This is a genomic window from Sphingopyxis solisilvae (genome assembly GCF_015475875.1).
GTDB lineage: Bacteria > Pseudomonadota > Alphaproteobacteria > Sphingomonadales > Sphingomonadaceae > Sphingopyxis > Sphingopyxis solisilvae.
The window spans coordinates 384,513-398,595 of the sequence record NZ_JADKYM010000001.1; the positions used below are offsets into that span (position 1 = coordinate 384,513).

Sequence of the window (14,083 nt, forward strand, 5' to 3'; positions counted from 1 at the left end):
TCAGGCTTTCAGCTTCCAACCCGACGCCAGCAAACGGTAGGTCACCAGCCCCAGAACTATATTTGCCGCGACCAGCACCGCGATCGCGGTTTGGACGGGATGGGCAATCGTCGAGTCGACCGTGCCGATAAATCCGTAGCGGAAACCCATGATCGCGTAATAGACGGGATTGGCGTGCGCGATCGTCTGGAACCATGGCGCGAGCCGGTCGACCGAATAGAAGGTGCCGGACAAGAGCGCGAGCGGCGTGACAACAAAATTGGTGACCGCGGCGGCATGATCGAACTTCTCCGCCCACACCGAGGTAATCAGCCCGAGAAAGCCCAGCATCATCGCGCCGAGGATCGCAAACAGCGCGACCGCCCACAGATGATCGGCGCCGACATGAACGCCGGGCCAAAACGACATCGCCAGCCACAGCGCGGAGCCCACCAGCATCGCCCGGGTGATCGCGGCGCCCACCAGCGCGATCATCAACTCGCCGACCGCGAGCGGCGGCATCAGATAGTCGACGATCGTCCCCTGAATCTTGCCGACCAGCAGCGAGAAGCTGGAATTGGCGAAGCTGTTCTGCAGCATCGCCATCATGATCAGCCCCGGGGCGATGAAATCGGCGAACGGTACGCCGATCACTTGTCGCCCCGCACCGCCCAGCGCGACCGTGAAAATCACCAGGAACAAGAGCGTGGTAATCGCCGGTGCCCAGATTGTTTGCAGCTGGACCTTGAAAAACCGCCGCACCTCCTTGACATAGAGGGCCAGCATCCCCGGCACATTCAGCGCGCGGATATGCGGCACGCCCGGCTCTGCAAAGGGGCGCGTGGCCGCGGATTCGGTCGAGTCGGGGCTTAAAAATTGGGGCTGGTCGTTCATGGCGTTCTCGCCTATCGCCTCCCCGATCCTACCGCAAGCTGGGCAATGGCACCGATCCCGACGGGTCGGCTATCGCGCCGCCGGATTGCCCGCTGCGTGGAATGACGAGGAACAGATTATGTCATGGACCGACGAGCGCATCGAAAGCCTGCGCACCATGTGGGAAAAGGGGCTGACCGCCAGCCAGATCGCCGATGAACTGGGCGGCGTCAGCCGCAACGCGGTGATCGGCAAGGCGCACCGGCTCGGGCTGAAATCGCGACCGTCGCCGGTAAAGGCAACCGACAAGGTCAAGCCCAGCAAGCCGGCGGCTACTGCGGCACCGAAGGCACCTGCCCCCGTCGCTGCGCCGCGCGCCGCGGCGCCGGTCGCGCCGCGTCCGGTTGCCCCTGCGGCGCCCAAGGCGGAGGCGCGTCCAGCGGTCGAAACCCCGACCGCCGACGGGTCGATCGGCGAACAGCTGCCGAAAGCGGACCAGCCGCGCATCGTCTCGATCGGCCCGGGCGGCTTTATCCGCCAGGGGCCGGGCGACCAGCAGGCGCCGATTCCACCCGCCCCGCCGCGCCGCCTCGTTCCGGCGAAGCCGAGCCCGGAGATCGCAGACAAGACCAGCCTGCTCGATCTAAACGATCGTATCTGTCGCTGGCCGATGGGGCATCCGGGCGAGCCCGACTTCCACTTCTGCGGCGCCCCGGTCAATCCGGGCTTCCCCTATTGCGTCGAGCATTGCGGCCGCGCCTATCAGGCGCAACTGCCTCGCGGCACCCGCCGTCCGCCGCCGCCGCCGCCGTTCGGGGGGCCGCGCGTTCGGTGAGGCAGGTTCGGTGAGACCGTTCACGCCGGATTTCGAGTTTGCGCGCGCGCTCGGCCTGCAGATGGTCGAGCGCGGCGACGGTCGCTGCGTGATGGCGATCGACGTCGAGCCGCTGCGTCATTTCAGTCCGCAGGGCGTCGCCCATGGTGGCGTCGCCTATTCGCTGGCTGACACCGCAATGGGCGGTGCGCTGACCAGCCTGCTCGGCGACGATCAATGGTGCGCGACACTTGAGATAAAGTTCAACTATCACGTCCGCGTCGGCGAAGGTCGCCTGACCTGCGAGGCGGAAGTGCTGCATCGCGGCAAGCGCGTGGCCAACATCGACGCGCGGCTGTATCAGGACGGCCGACTGGTCAGCAGCGCCAACGGCAATTTTGCGATCTTTGCGGCACCACCACGCTCGTAACGAGAAGGCGCCGGATCGTTGCCGACCCGACGCCTTCCCCGATTATTTTTCCGTAGCTTAGAAACGGAAGCTCAGCGTCCCGCGAACGCTGTGCGTGCGGAAATGCGGATCGCTGCGCTGGATGTCCGTCCCGCCACCGTTCAACAGGAACGGGTTGGTCGCAGGCGCGGTTCCCGGACCGACATTGACGACATAATCCTTGTCCTTCAGATCGGTGTAGAGATACTCGAGGCCGACGGCGATATTGTTCGTCACCATCACTTCTGCGCCACCGCCGGCTGCATAGCCCCAGGCGTTGGTACGGCCATTGTCGGCAAAGCTGTTAGCCGCGTTATTGGTCGTGAAGCGGTTGTCGAGCTTCGCATAGGCACCGCCGCCGGTGACATAGAACAGCGCGCCGCCGCCGGGGGTATAACCGGCGCGCAGACGGGCGCCCGCCTGGTAGTCGGCTTCGCGGCTCATGGTGTAAAAGGCCGGGGTCGTCGAAAAAGCACTGACGCTGTCGCGCGCATGGCTGCGACCGCCTTCGAGCACCAGGCCGACGACGAAGTTGCCCATCCGCTTGTCATAGCCCAGGCGCGCAAAATATTCGGGACCGTCTTTGTCGTTGCGGCAACCGAGGTTGGCCGCGCTGGTCGCCGCCCCGTTACAGAAGCCGGGCGAAAAGGCATCGGCAGCGGCAACGGTCGTCACAGTGTCGCCATAGGTGCCGTCGCGATTGGTATCGAACACCAATGTTTCACCGCGGTCATTGCCCTGCAACGTGCCGCCCCCGACAATGCTGATGTAGGGACCATTGAAATCGTTCGATGTGTCGCGATCCTGCGCAAACGCCGGAAAAGCAAAGGTGCTGGCCGCGAGTACGGCGAGGAGAGAGAGGTTTTTCATTATTTGCTCCACTTTTTGAATGACTTTCCAGTCCACCGCAAAACCCGCGCTGCTGAGCCAAAGTTCCGTTGCAAGCCGAAAACGCGATGAACCGAACGCTCCCAAGGCCAAGCTGGACCGCAAAACCCGCGCTTGCCAGCGCCCTTCCCCGCCCCGTATAGCCGGGCCATGAGTCACGATTTGTTCGACGCCGCGACCCCTGCCACCGACAGCTACAATGCGTCGCAGATCGAGGTGCTGGAGGGGCTGGAACCCGTCCGGCGGCGGCCCGGGATGTATATCGGCGGCACCGACGAGCGCGCCCTGCACCACCTTGCCGCCGAAGTGATCGACAACAGCATGGACGAAGCGGTGGCGGGCCATGCCAACCGTATCGAAGTGACCCTAGATGTCGGCAACCGGCTGACTGTGACCGACAATGGCCGCGGCATCCCGATCGACCCGCATCCCAAATTTCCGGGCAAATCGGCGCTGGAGGTGATTCTCACCACGCTCCATTCGGGCGGCAAGTTCGAGGGCAAGGCCTATGCAACGTCGGGCGGGCTGCACGGCGTTGGGGTCAGCGTCGTCAATGCGCTGTCGATCGACACCGAGGTCGAGGTCGCGCGCGGCAAGCAACTCTATCGCCAGCGCTTTGCGCGCGGCACCCCGGTCGGCGGGCTCGAGGAACTCGGCTCCACCCCCAACCGCCGCGGGACCAGCGTATCCTTCATTCCCGACCCCGAAATCTTCGGCGATCACGGGCGGTTCAAGCCGCAGCGTCTCTACCGGATGGCGCGGTCCAAGGCCTATTTGTTCGCGGGCGTCGAAATCCGGTGGAAATGCGCGCCCGAATTGATCGGCGACGACACCCCCGCCGAAGCCACCTTCCAGTTTCCCGGCGGGCTTGCCGACCATCTGAAGGAGCAGATCGGGACGAGGGAATGTGCGACCGCCGAGCCTTTCATCGGGCGCCAGGATTTTCCGGGCGACCAGGGCCGCGCCGAATGGGCGATCGCCTGGCCCTTATGGTCCGACGGATCGTACAGTTGGTACTGCAACACCATCCCGACACCGGCGGGCGGCACGCACGAGGCCGGCTTGCGATCGGCGCTGACCAAGGGGTTGCGTAGTTTCGGCGAACTGATCGGGCAGAAGAAAGCGGCGCAGATCACCGCCGAGGACGTGTTCAACGGCGGCGAAATGATGCTGTCGGTGTTTATTCGCGACCCGCAGTTTCAAAGCCAGACCAAGGACCGGCTGAGCAGCCCGGAGGCGGCCCGCCTGACCGAAAACGCCGTGCGCGATCATTTCGATCACTTCCTGTCGGACAATATGGACCGCGGCCGCGCGCTGCTCGGGCTCGTTCTCGACCGCATGGATGAACGGCTGAAGCGCAAAGCCGAGCGCGAGGTCAAGCGCAAGACCGCAACGAGCGGCCGCAAGCTGCGGCTGCCCGGCAAGCTCACAGACTGCGCTAATGACGGGCCGGAAGGCACGGAATTATTTATCGTCGAAGGCGACAGCGCCGGTGGCAGCGCCAAACAGGCGCGCGACCGCAAGACGCAGGCGATCCTGCCGATTCGCGGTAAAATCCTGAACGTCGCCAGCGCCAGCGCCGACAAGATCCGCGCCAATCAGGAAATCGCCGACCTGGCGCTCGCTCTGGGCTGCGGAATGCGCAAGGATTGCGACGCCGACCGGCTACGCTACGAGAAAATCGTGATTATGACCGATGCCGATGTCGACGGCGCGCATATCGCGACGTTGCTGATGACCTTTTTCTTTCAGGAAATGCCCGACATCGTGCGCCGCGGCCATGTCTATCTGGCGCAGCCGCCGCTGTATCGCCTCACCGCCGGCAGCATGTCAGCCTATGCGCGCGACGATGCCCATCGTGCCGAACTCGAAGCAACCCTGTTCAAGGGCAAGAAGGTCGAGGTCGGCCGCTTCAAAGGGTTGGGAGAAATGAATCCTAACCAGTTGAAAGAAACGACGATGGATCCCGCGACGCGCGCGATGCTGCGTGTCACGCTGCCGCAGGAGTATGAGGAGCGGCATCTGGTCAAGGATCTGGTCGACCGGTTGATGGGCAAGCACCCCGAACATCGTTTCCAGTTCATCCAGGCGAACGCCGCAAGCCTCGACGAAGCGGCAATCGACGCCTAATACCACGGCGATTCCCGAGGGAGCCGTCGATGATCCGCGCGCCTGTCCTTGCCGCCATTCTGCTGGCATTGCCGTTGACGGCCGCCAGCGCCGCCGCACAGGCGCCCGAAATCCAGGCCACGGCCGACTCGGCCTTCGAACGGCGCGCAGCCCAGCTTGTCGATGTGCTCAACGGCTCGGTCGCGTTCGCCGACTATTTCGACCCGAGCTTTCAAGCCGCGTTGCCCGAGGCGCAATTCAAGGCGATGACCGCCAGCCTGATCGCGCAATATGGCAAGCCGATTGCGGTCGAGAAGCTGGTATCGACCGACGGTCGTTCGGGTTCGCTGTCGCTGCGGTTCGAGAAGGGCGTCGGGGCGGTGCTGCTCGACGTGGGCGCCGATCCCGATGCACGCGTGATCGGCGTGCGCTTGACCGGCTTTGACATGGCGAACGACAGCTTCGACACGGTCGCCGCCGAAATCGTCGCGTTGCCGGGGTCGACCGGCTTCCTCGTCGCCGAGGTCACCGGCGATACCATTCGTCCGCTCGCCTCGGCCAACCCCGACCAGCAATTTGCCGTTGGATCGACGTTCAAACTTTATATTCTGAGCGAACTGGCGGCTCAAGTCGCCGCGAAGAAGCGTCGCTGGTCCGATGTGGTGCCGCTGTCGCACCTCAGTTTTTCGTCGATAGGGACCGCGAACTGGCCGAAAGACACGCCGGTGACGCTGCAAAGCCTGGCGAACTGGATGATTTCGGTCAGCGACAACAGCGCGACAGACACGTTGATCCACCTCCTCGGCCGCGAGGTGATTGAGGCGCGGATGCGCGCGGCGGGCCACAGCGATCCGTCGCGCAACATTCCGTTTCTGACGACGGTTGAGGCGTTTGCGCTGAAGGGCAACAACTTTGAAAGCGAGCGCGCCGCTTTCACCGCGGGGGATGATAAGGCGCAGCGCCAGCTGCTCGATGCAAACCGCGACCGGCTCATCCTCGCCAATGTTGATGGTGTCAGCTTTGCCGGCGTTCCGCGCTTTATCGATAGTCTGGAATGGTTCGCCAGCCCCAACGACGTCGCGCGGCTGATGATCGACTTGCGCAACCGGCAATCGCCGACCGCCATGTCGGTGATGGCGATCAACCCGGGGGTCAATCCGGGCGCGACCAAGGATTGGAGCTGGCTCGGCTACAAGGGTGGCTCCGAACTCGGGGTGATTTCGATGAGCTTGCTCGGGCAGCGGAAATCGGACGGAAAATGGTTCGTCGTCACCGCAAGCTGGAACAACCCCGACGCGCCGGTGTCCACCGAAACGATGGTCAGCCTGGTCACCCGGCTGCTGGCGCTAGCCGCCAAATAGCGGCCCGATGCACGATGTTTACGCCGTCAACGCGGCAACCAGCGCCTTGACCTTGGCCTGCCGCCATTGCGGGGTCGGCGCGACGAGCCAGTAACCGCGCTTCACCGACACCACATCGCCGATCTGGCGCACACGGCCCGATGCAATATCCGCCTCAGCCAGCATGGCGGGAACATTGGCCTGACCCAGCCCGTTCGCGGCGGCGTCGATCGCCAGCCCGGCGTCACCCAGACGCAGCGCAGGCTCCCCCTCGGCGACCGGGCAGCCCGGCCAGGCGATCCGCGTGTCGCTGCTACTGCCCGGACCGGCGACGGTCACCATCAGCGGATCGGCGAGCGCGACGCCCTCATGATCGCCCGCGCCATCGGTCCAGAAAATCGCCAGATCGAGGTTGGCTTCGGTGAAGTCGATCCCGCTGTCGGCGGACACCAACGTGAAACGCACGTCGGGCGCCTGCTGGCTGTAGCGCGCCAGCCGCGGCGCGAGCCATTTCGCAGTCAGGTCGCGCGGCGCCGCGATCGTCAAGGACTGCGACGATTGCCCGGCCTGCATCGCACGCACCGATTCCTCGAATTGGAGGAAGCCCTGGCGCAGCGCGTCAAGCCCTGCTTCCGCCTCGCCGGTCAGCTCCAGCCCCTTCGGGGTGCGGCGGAACAGCACCACGCCGAGCATATCCTCTAGCGCGCGGATTTGCTGGCCAACCGCCGCGGGGGTCACCGCCAGTTCGTCGGCGGCGCGGGTAAAGCTCAAATGCCGGGCCGCGGCATCGAATACGCGCAAGGCGTTCAGCGGCAGGTGCGTGCGCTTCATGCCGCGGTCGCAGGCGCCACGAGCGGGAAATGGGGGATGGCGACGAGCATCTGCGACCCGTCGCCGATTTCCATCGCATAGCTGCCGACCATCGACCCCTCGGGGGTCGGCAATGGACAGCCCGACACATAATCATAGGCGCCGCCCGGCGCGATCAGCGGCTGTTCGCCGACAACCCCCTCGCCCTCGACTTCGCTGATCTGCCCGCGCCCGTCGCTGATCCGCCAGTGGCGGTTAATCAACTGGACCGCAACATCGCCATGATTCTCGATCCGGACATGATAGGCCCAGAACCAGCGCCCCAGCGCCGGATGTGACTGTTCCGGCAGATAGCTGACCGACACGCGTACCGTGACCGGCCCGGTCGTCGCGGCAAAGGGAAAGAAGGAGTCGATCATCGTGCCGCCAAATTCCACTAAAGCCCAACGCGGGTCAATGCCTGGTCCAGATCGGCGATCAGATCACGCGGATCTTCCAGCCCGATATTGATCCGCAGCATGCCGTCGACCACCCCCATGTCGGCGCGTACTTCGGCGCTGACGCTGTAGTGGGTGGTCGACGCGGGGTGGCAGCACAGGCTGCGCGAATCGCCGATATTGTTCGAAATATCGACGAGTTCGAGCGCGTTGAGCAGCGCCATCGCCTGTTTACGGTCTTCGAGGATGAACGAGAAGATCGGCCCGCACGCCTCCATCTGGCTCATTGCCAGATTATGCTGCGGGTGGCTGGCGAGGCCGGGGTGCAGGATCTTGGGCACGCGTGTTTCGACAAACTTGCCGACCGCCAGCGCGTTCTCTGACTGGCGCCGTGCGCGCAGATCGAGCGTTTCGAGGCCTTTCAGCACCACCCACGCGTTGAACGGCGACAGGTTAGGGCCGGTGTTGCGCTGAAACGGCAGCAGCACGTCGTTGATGAACTTCTCGGTGCCACAAACGGCGCCGGCGAGGACGCGCCCCTGCCCTTCCATCAGCTTCGTTGCCGAATAGGCGACGACATCGGCGCCATAGTCCATCGGGCGCTGGAGCACTGCGGTTGCGAACGCATTGTCGACGACCGACGTAATGCCATGGGCTTTGGCGACACCGCAGACATGTTTCATATCGACGATATCCATCGTCGGATTGGCCGGGGTTTCGAAGAAGAACACCTTGGTGTTCGGCTGGATCGCGCGTTCCCACGCATCATTGTCGCGCCCGTCGATCACCGTCGTCTCGATCCCGAAGCGCGGACACAGTTGATCGACCAGCCAGCGGCACGATCCGAACGCCGCCTTGGCTGCAACAATATGATCGCCCGCCGACAGCTGGCAAAGCAACGCCGTCGTCATCGCCGCCATGCCCGTCGCCTGTGTCCGGCACGCCTCGGCACCTTCCATCAACGCGATGCGCTCTTCGAGCATCGCCACGGTCGGGTTCTGGAGCCGCGAATAGGTCATGCCCGTTTCTTCGCCGGCAAATCGCGCCGCGACGGTCTCAGCATCGTCGTAGGTATAACCCGACGTCAGGAACAGCGCCTCCGACGTCTCGCCATGCTCGCTGCGCCACGTCCCGCCGCGCACTGCTTGTGTTGCGGGGTGCCAGTTTCGCGTAATGTTGCGATCGAAGCCCGTGGTTTTCTTCATTCCATCTATCCGTTCAAAACCGAAACAACCGCATCACCCAGCGCCGTCGTTCCCATCGTACCGCCCAGATCGGTGCCGCGGCACCCGTCGCTCAGCACCTTGGCTACCGCCGCTTCGATCCGCGCCGCGCTCGCCTCGTCACCGCCCGAATGGCGCAGAAGCATCGCGAGCGAAAGGATCATGGCGAGCGGGTTGGCGACGCCCTGCCCGGCAATGTCGGGCGCGCTGCCGTGGATCGGCTCATACAGCCCCTGTTTGCCTTCGCTCAGCGATGCCGAGGCGAGCAGGCCGATCGACCCGACGCACATCGACGCCTGATCGGACAGGATGTCGCCGAACAGATTGCCGGTGACGACCACGTCGAACTGGCCGGGGTTGCGAACCAGCTGCATCGCGGCGTTGTCGACATACATATGACTGAGCGCCACGTCGGGATAGTCCGCCGCCACCTCGATCACCACATCGCGCCACAACTGCGAGGTTTCGAGCACATTCGCCTTGTCGACCGAGCAAAGTCGCCCCCGCCGCCCCTGCGCCGCACGGAACGCGACATGTGCGATACGCCGCACCTCGCTTTCGCTGTACGCCATGATGTCATAGCCTTCGCGCTGGCCATCGGCGGTGGTGCGCGTACCCTTTTCGCCGAAATAGACGTCGCCGTTGAGCTCGCGCACGATCAGCAGGTCGATCGCCGACGCGACTTCGGGGCGCAGCGCCGAGCTGTCCTCCAGCCCGGCGAACAGCTTGGCCGGGCGCAGATTGGCGAACAGGCCGAGCTCCGACCGCAGGCCGAGGATCGCTTGCTCCGGACGCAGATGCCGTTCGACATTGTCGAAGCGCGGATCGCCGACCGCGCCGAAGAGGATCGCATCCGCGGCCTTGGCCTTCGCCAGCGTCTCGGGCGGCAGCGGGTGGCCGGTTGCTTCATAAGCGGCCCCGCCCACCAGCGCCCGGTCGAGCGTCACGGGTAGCGCGAGCACGGCGAGCACCTTCTCGGCCTCCGCCATGATCTCCAGACCGATACCGTCGCCGGCCAGCAGCAGGATTTTCAACGCTTCGCCCTTTCGTGTCTCGCTCGCCGCTTAGACAGCGGCACCGGTTCACGCAACCGCCCTGCCCAGCTGGTCGATCAATCTTTGCCTTACGCCGCCCAAGTCGCGGTTGCGTCCGTCGAGCAGGTCGCGGTCGATGAAATGGCCGGTAATCGCCAAGGCGTCGATCACGTCCGCCATCGACGGTGCGCTGTCCGAGGCATGGAGAAAGCGCGGGAGACGAAACAGGCGTTCCTCGAAACCGGCGGCGGCATCGGGGCTGACCGCGCCGCCCGATTTCGGGCTGACGAATACCAGTCCGTGCGTTGCCCCGGTGACGACGCATTCCTCCAGATTCAATCCGAACCCCAGCTCGGCCAGCAGCAACAGTTCGTAGCGCGCTAGCGCCGCCGCCCATTGCCGCGCCGACGAGGCGACGCCGACCGCATCGAGCAGCCCCGACAGCGCGGCGTAAAGCGCCGGATAGGGCTGGCTCTCGGGCAGAATCGTTGCGGTGACACTCGTAACCCAGTTGATCGCCGCCGCCGCCAGCGGTTCGGCAAGCAGCGGCGCGCGGCTGCTCAGCAGTTCGGCGGTGGCGCTCGCCAGTTGCTCGTCGGTGCGGGCACGCAATTCCAGCGCGACCAGATTGCCCGCGATCAGGATCGGCCGCAGCCGCGTTGATCGCCCGCCGCGCACATAGCCCGCAACCAGCCCCGCCTCTTCGGTCAGCGCGCGCAGGATTGCCCCATGCTCGCCATGCGCGCGCACCGAACAGATAATGGCGGGGGCGGTCAGGCGGGCCAAAGCACCAGCTGTGTCTGCGTCACCAGCGCGACGTCGGCGCCGTCTTCGGTGCGAATGCGCGTCTGCCAGACCGACACACGCTTGCCGACCTTGACCGGCGTGGCTTCGCCGATCAGCGTGGTGCCGACCGGACCGCCACCGAGGAAATTGGTCTTGCTTTCGATCGTCGTCGTCCCGCTGGCGCCCTCGGGCAACGTCAGGAACGCTCCGACGGCGCCGAGACAGTCGGCGAACGCCATGATCGCGCCGCCATGGACAATGTTGCCCGCGGTGCAGATTTCGGGCCGCACCGGCAGCTTTCCGACCACGCGTTCCTTGCCACCCTCGTGGATAGTGACGCCGAGCGTAGCGGCCAAGGGCATTGTTGCAGCGAAATCCACAGACTTTCCTCCCAAACTCATTCCAGCGAGTGCCGACCCTCACCGACCTGCATGATAGAAATCATGCACGGCCTGCGCCACTGCCGCGCTTACCCCCGGCGCCTTCTGCAAATCCTCTAGGCTCGCGCCGCGCACCGCGCGCGCGGTGCCGAAGTGCATCAACAGCGCTTTCTTGCGCGCGGGGCCGATCCCCGGCACCTCGTCGAGCGGCGAGCTTCCCATCGCTTTCGCGCGCTTCGCCCGGTGCGCGCCGATCGCAAAACGGTGCGCTTCGTCGCGCAGCCGCTGGATGTAGAACAGCACCGCATTGTTCGTCGGCAGCGTAAATTCGCGCCCGTCGGGCAGGTAAAAGGTTTCGCGCCCTGCATTGCGATCCGGCCCCTTCGCAACCCCGACATAGGGCAAATCATCGATGCCCAGCTCGGCCAGCACGGCGCCTGCTGCGGAAACTTGCCCCTTGCCGCCGTCGATCAGCACCAGGTCGGGCCATTCGCCCTTCGTTCGTTCGGGGTCCTCCTCGATCGCGCGCGCAAAGCGGCGCTGGAACACCTCGCGCATCATCGCGAAGTCGTCCCCCGGCTGCGTTTCGGGCCGCTTGATGTTGAATTTGCGATAGGCGCCCTTGATCCACCCCTCCGGTCCCGCGACGACCATCGCGCCGAGCGCATTGGTGCCCTGGATATGGCTGTTGTCGTAGATTTCGATCCGCTGCGGCGGGTTCTCCAGATCGAACAGATCGGCGAGTTCGCGCCCCAGCTTGGCCTGGCTGCTGCTCTCGGCCAGCCGCCGGTCGAGCTCCTCGCCGGCATTGCGCACCGCCTGCTCCAGCAGCCGACGGCGGTTGCCGCGCTGTGGGACGCTGATGTCGATCTTGCGCTCGGCGACTTCGCCCAGCGCCTCGGCGAGCAACTCGATCTCGGCGGGCTCGCGATCGACGAGGATCGTCTTGGGCGGCGGTACCCCTTCGTAAAACTGCATCAGGAAGCTCGCCATCACTTCCTCTTCGGGTACGCCTGCGACATGCGCCGGAAAAAAGCTGCGATGCCCCCAATTCTGTCCGCCGCGGATGAAAAAGCCCGCGACACACAACTGGCCGCCCTTCGCCGCAAGGGCAAAGACATCGGCGTCGCCCAGCCCGTCGGCGTGGACCGACTGGCTGCCCTGAATGAAGGTCAGCGATTTCAACCGGTCGCGCAGCACCGCAGCCTGCTCGAAATCCATCGCGTCGGCGGCCTTGGTCATCGCATCGCCGAGCCGTTTCTGGACCGCGGTCGAGCGACCTTCGAGGAAGTCCTGCGCGTCGCCCACCAGCCCGGCGTAATCGGCCTTGGAAATGCGATCGACGCACGGCGCCGAGCAGCGCTTGATCTGATAGAGCAGGCACGGGCGCGAACGATTCGCAAAGAAGCTGTCGGTGCAGCTGCGCAGCAGAAACGTCTTTTGCAGCGCGTTCAGAGTCTTGGCGACCGAGCCGGCGCTGGCGAATGGTCCGTAGTAACGCCCCTTGGCGCGCCGCGCCCCACGATGCTTTTGCACCCGCGGAAAATCATGATCCATCCGTAGCAGGATGAAGGGGAAGCTTTTGTCGTCGCGCAGCAGCACGTTATACGGCGGGCGATAGCGTTTGATCAGCTGCGCCTCGAGCAGCAGCGCCTCGGCCTCGCTCGTCGTCGTGACGATCTCCATCGCGCGCGTTTGCGACACCATCCGCTGCAACCGCTGCGGCAACCGTGCGACCTGCGTATAATTGGTCACCCGGTTCTTGAGCGCCCGCGCCTTGCCGACATACAGCACGTCACCGCGCGCATCGAGCATCCGGTACACACCGGGACGCGCCGGCAATTTGCGCACCACATTGCGGATTGCCTCGGCGCCGCGATCCAGATCGGGCTTGTCATCGGCCTCGCCGCTGCCGCGGATGACATAGGTCGCTTTCTCTTCGTTGAATCGGTCGGGAGCGTTCGGGCGAGCCATGATTTTGCATGTAGGCGATGGCGATGCGAGCCGCCATAGTGCGCGCGGTAAAACATGGGAGGGGTCTTATGGAATTGCGCGGCAAGCTGGCATTGGTCACCGGCGGTAGCGACGGGATCGGGCGCGAGATCGCGCTGCAGTTGCAAGGTGCAGGCGCCGACGTCATCGTGACCGGACGTTCGGCCGAAAAGTTGCAAGCGATGGCGGCGCTGGGTTTCGGGACGATCGCGGGCGATCTGTCCACCGCGGCGGGCGTCGATGCTGTCGTCGACGGTGTGTCGGGCAAACCGCTGGCGCTGCTCGTCAACAATGCCGGGGTTGGCAGCGATTACGCTCTGGAGGACGCGACCACGCTCGACAGCGCCGCGCACTGCATCCGGACCAATCTCGACGCGCCGGTCGCGCTCTGTACGCGGTTGCTGTCGGTCCTGCGCGCGCAGCCGGAGGCGGTGATCGTCAACGTCACCTCGGGCCTCGCCATCGCACCGCGCGCCGGCGGCGCGATCTATTGCGCCACCAAGGCCGGATTGCGCAGCTATACGCAAGCCATCCGTCATCTGCTCAAGGACAGCAATGTCCGCGTGATCGAGGCGCTACCGCCCGTCGTCGAAACCAACATGACCGCGGCGCGCAGCGGCAAAAAAATGAGCGCTCACGACTGCGCGGCGGAGATTGTCCACGGCATCCGGACCGGCAAACGCGAGGTCAATGTCGGCATGGTGAAGATATTGCAGCTGATCCACAGCATCTCACCGGCAATGGCGCGGCGGATCATGCTCCGGTTTTGAGGGTGGGTGAGGTTCGACGAAAATAGCGGCTGACGAGCAGAATGTCCGTTTCGAGGTGGGAACAAGACGATCCTCCCCGCCTGCGGGGAGGTGGCAGCGCGACGCGCTGACGAAGGGGGGGGGTGGCGTCCTTCGGCAGCGTTTCAGGCCGATAGCCCCCTCCACCACCGCCTGCGGCGGCGGTCCCCCCCCCCCCCCAC

At 64.9% G+C, this 14,083-nt stretch carries 14 protein-coding genes; 5 read left to right on the plus strand and 9 right to left on the minus strand.

Annotated features, from left to right (window positions below):
- Complete coding sequence (locus IR187_RS01910) at positions 1 to 873, minus strand: ABC transporter permease (protein ID WP_194952996.1); 873 nt, start codon at positions 871 to 873, stop codon at positions 1 to 3.
- Between the two features lie 118 nt (positions 874 to 991).
- Between IR187_RS01910 and IR187_RS01915 the strand changes: the two genes are divergently transcribed.
- Positions 992 to 1,687, plus strand: a complete 696-nt coding sequence (locus tag IR187_RS01915; RefSeq protein WP_194952997.1) for a GcrA family cell cycle regulator — start codon at positions 992 to 994, stop codon at positions 1,685 to 1,687.
- 10 nt (positions 1,688 to 1,697) lie between these two features.
- A complete protein-coding gene (locus IR187_RS01920) occupies positions 1,698 to 2,096 on the plus strand; it encodes a PaaI family thioesterase (protein WP_194952998.1) in 399 nt (132 codons plus the stop codon).
- 57 nt (positions 2,097 to 2,153) lie between these two features.
- Here the strand turns inward: IR187_RS01920 and IR187_RS01925 are convergent, their stop codons facing one another.
- Positions 2,154 to 2,984, minus strand: coding sequence for an outer membrane protein (locus IR187_RS01925; protein ID WP_194952999.1), 831 nt, complete (start codon positions 2,982 to 2,984; stop codon positions 2,154 to 2,156).
- A gap of 168 nt (positions 2,985 to 3,152) precedes the next feature.
- On the opposite strand from IR187_RS01925, the gene parE reads away from it, so the two are divergent.
- The gene (gene parE / locus IR187_RS01930) at positions 3,153 to 5,132 is read left to right on the plus strand and encodes a DNA topoisomerase IV subunit B (protein ID WP_194953000.1); all 1,980 of its coding nucleotides are present in this window, start codon (positions 3,153 to 3,155) and stop codon (positions 5,130 to 5,132) included.
- Between the two features lie 29 nt (positions 5,133 to 5,161).
- Positions 5,162 to 6,472 (plus strand): serine hydrolase, encoded by a 1,311-nt coding sequence (locus IR187_RS01935; protein ID WP_194953001.1) that lies wholly within the window; start codon positions 5,162 to 5,164, stop codon positions 6,470 to 6,472.
- A gap of 18 nt (positions 6,473 to 6,490) precedes the next feature.
- Here the strand turns inward: IR187_RS01935 and IR187_RS01940 are convergent, their stop codons facing one another.
- The 7 genes from IR187_RS01940 to uvrC are packed head-to-tail and all read right to left on the minus strand — an operon-like array spanning position 6,491 to position 13,095.
- Positions 6,491 to 7,282 (minus strand): LysR family transcriptional regulator, encoded by a 792-nt coding sequence (locus IR187_RS01940; protein ID WP_194953002.1) that lies wholly within the window; start codon positions 7,280 to 7,282, stop codon positions 6,491 to 6,493.
- Entirely contained in the window at positions 7,279 to 7,680 is a 402-nt protein-coding gene (apaG, locus tag IR187_RS01945; protein ID WP_194953003.1) for a Co2+/Mg2+ efflux protein ApaG, read from the minus strand. The genes IR187_RS01940 and apaG overlap by 4 nt, the downstream gene beginning before the upstream one ends.
- 17 nt (positions 7,681 to 7,697) lie before the next feature.
- Positions 7,698 to 8,903, minus strand: a complete 1,206-nt coding sequence (locus tag IR187_RS01950) for a trans-sulfuration enzyme family protein (protein WP_194953004.1) — start codon at positions 8,901 to 8,903, stop codon at positions 7,698 to 7,700.
- 5 nt (positions 8,904 to 8,908) lie between these two features.
- The gene (gene leuB, locus IR187_RS01955) at positions 8,909 to 9,955 is read right to left on the minus strand and encodes a 3-isopropylmalate dehydrogenase (protein WP_194953005.1); all 1,047 of its coding nucleotides are present in this window, start codon (positions 9,953 to 9,955) and stop codon (positions 8,909 to 8,911) included.
- 48 nt (positions 9,956 to 10,003) lie between these two features.
- Positions 10,004 to 10,741 (minus strand): DNA repair protein RecO, encoded by a 738-nt coding sequence (gene recO / locus IR187_RS01960; protein ID WP_194953006.1) that lies wholly within the window; start codon positions 10,739 to 10,741, stop codon positions 10,004 to 10,006.
- Positions 10,729 to 11,121, minus strand: a complete 393-nt coding sequence (locus IR187_RS01965; RefSeq protein WP_324187625.1) for a PaaI family thioesterase — start codon at positions 11,119 to 11,121, stop codon at positions 10,729 to 10,731. The genes recO and IR187_RS01965 overlap by 13 nt, the downstream gene beginning before the upstream one ends.
- Positions 11,122 to 11,160: 39 nt before the next feature.
- The gene (gene uvrC / locus IR187_RS01970) at positions 11,161 to 13,095 is read right to left on the minus strand and encodes an excinuclease ABC subunit UvrC (protein ID WP_194953007.1); all 1,935 of its coding nucleotides are present in this window, start codon (positions 13,093 to 13,095) and stop codon (positions 11,161 to 11,163) included.
- Between the two features lie 68 nt (positions 13,096 to 13,163).
- On the opposite strand from uvrC, the gene IR187_RS01975 reads away from it, so the two are divergent.
- Positions 13,164 to 13,883: an SDR family oxidoreductase gene (locus IR187_RS01975; RefSeq protein WP_194953008.1), complete on the plus strand. Its 720-nt coding sequence runs from the start codon at positions 13,164 to 13,166 to the stop codon at positions 13,881 to 13,883.
- Positions 13,884 to 14,083 lie beyond the last annotated feature (200 nt).

Bases quoted from the DNA above. Each gene is read 5' to 3' on its own strand.
- IR187_RS01940 (WP_194953002.1), bottom strand. From the start codon at position 7,282: ATGAAGCGCACGCACCTGCCGCTGAACGCCTTGCGCGTATTCGATGCC.
- IR187_RS01950 (WP_194953004.1), bottom strand. From the start codon at position 8,903: ATGAAGAAAACCACGGGCTTCGATCGCAACATTACGCGAAACTGGCAC.
- apaG (WP_194953003.1), bottom strand. From the start codon at position 7,680: ATGATCGACTCCTTCTTTCCCTTTGCCGCGACGACCGGGCCGGTCACG.
- IR187_RS01975 (WP_194953008.1), top strand. From the start codon at position 13,164: ATGGAATTGCGCGGCAAGCTGGCATTGGTCACCGGCGGTAGCGACGGG.
- IR187_RS01935 (WP_194953001.1), top strand. From the start codon at position 5,162: ATGATCCGCGCGCCTGTCCTTGCCGCCATTCTGCTGGCATTGCCGTTG.
- IR187_RS01910 (WP_194952996.1), bottom strand. From the start codon at position 873: ATGAACGACCAGCCCCAATTTTTAAGCCCCGACTCGACCGAATCCGCG.
- IR187_RS01925 (WP_194952999.1), bottom strand. From the start codon at position 2,984: ATGAAAAACCTCTCTCTCCTCGCCGTACTCGCGGCCAGCACCTTTGCT.
- IR187_RS01915 (WP_194952997.1), top strand. From the start codon at position 992: ATGTCATGGACCGACGAGCGCATCGAAAGCCTGCGCACCATGTGGGAA.
- uvrC (WP_194953007.1), bottom strand. From the start codon at position 13,095: ATGGCTCGCCCGAACGCTCCCGACCGATTCAACGAAGAGAAAGCGACC.
- parE (WP_194953000.1), top strand. From the start codon at position 3,153: ATGAGTCACGATTTGTTCGACGCCGCGACCCCTGCCACCGACAGCTAC.